1 protein-coding gene is annotated in these 1,423 nt (G+C 76.2%); it reads right to left on the bottom strand.

Annotated features, from left to right (window positions below; translation table 11 throughout):
• Nucleotides 1-1,423, bottom strand: a 1,423-nt coding sequence (locus RKE29_RS29840; RefSeq protein WP_312008838.1) for a YibE/F family protein, incomplete at both ends; no start/stop codon positions are given.

A 1,423-nucleotide genomic window follows, 5' to 3' on the forward strand; every position in this document is an offset into this window, starting at 1 on the left:
CGCCCGCCACGGCCCGCGCGCGGCGCCGGAACGCGCTCCCCGCGGACCCCGCCGCCCCCCGGCGCGCGGTCCGCGGACACCACCAGGGCCGCGAGCGCCGTGGTCACCGGCACCGAGGCGACGAGCCCGATGCTGCCGACGAGGGTCCGGACGATCTCCTCCGCGACGATCTCGCTCGTCGCCACCGTCCCCACCCCGCTGTCCGCGATCGAGAACAGCAGCAGCAGCGGCAGCGCGGCGCCCGCGTACGCCATCACCAGCGTGTTCACCACGGACGCGATGTGGTCGCGGCCGATGCGCATCGCCGCCGCGTACAGCGTCCGCCAACTCGCGCCCGGGTCGGCCTCGCGCAGCTCCCACACCGCCGACGTCTGGGTGACCGTCACGTCGTCCAGCACGCCGAGCGAGCCGATCACGATGCCCGCGAGCAGCAGGCCCCGTATCTCGATGCCCGGGTAGAGGCCGTGCACGAGCCCGGTCTGGTCGTCGGTGTCGCCGGTCAGCCCCGCCCAGGCGGTGAACAGCGAGCCGAGCAGGCCGATGAGCAGCAGCGACAGCAGGGTGCCGAGCACGGCGACGGACGTACGGGCCGTCAGCCCGTGGCAGGAGTACAGGGCTGTCAGCATGATGGCGCCGCCGCCGACGATCGCGACGAGCAGCGGGTTCGAGCCGTGCAGGATCGCCGGGAGGATGAACAGCGTCAGCACGCCGAAGCTGACCGCGAGCGCGACCAGCGCGAACAGGCCGCGCAGCCGCCCGACGGCCACCACGACGAGCGCGAACAGGGCGGCGAGTACGGCCACGGGGATGTGCCGGTCGACGTCGGAGATCGAGTACTGGAGGTCGCGGGGGGCCTGGGGCGCGTACGCCAGCTTCAGGCGCTGGCCGGAGTGGTAGCGGTGGGTGGCGTCCGGCTGCACGATCGTGGTGAACCGGTGGCCCTTGTCCTTGCCCGAGGCGACCTCGACCGTGGTCTTCTCGCAGGGGCCGGTGGGCGGCGGGGGCGCGGCCGGGTCGCCGTCGCCCGAGCCGCTTCCGGGGCCGGGGCCCTGCGGCTGGGCGTTGACGTCGGCGCAGTCGACCTTGTCGACGGCCACGACGCGCCCGGCGACGGTCTGCTGGTCGAAGCCGAGGCCGCTGCGCTGGTGGGCGTGGTGCGGGGCGCCGCCGGGCCACAGCACGACGAGGCCGACGACGACGGCGGCGGCGAAGGGGACGAGGACGGCCGCGATGACCTTGCGCAGGTGCGCGGAGACGGGCGCGGCGGGCCCGTGGCTGTGGCCGTGCGCGTGCGTGTGCGCGTGGCCGTGCGCAGGCGGGTGCCCCGGGTCGTGCCGGGGGTCGTGCCCGGGGTGGTGCCCCTGCCCGGGGCCGGGGCCGTGCGACGGCGGCTGGGCGGGCGGCGGCCCGGCGGGGGCGGGCG

The organism is Streptomyces sp. B1866 (genome assembly GCF_031932565.1).
In the GTDB taxonomy this organism is placed as follows: domain Bacteria; phylum Actinomycetota; class Actinomycetes; order Streptomycetales; family Streptomycetaceae; genus Streptomyces.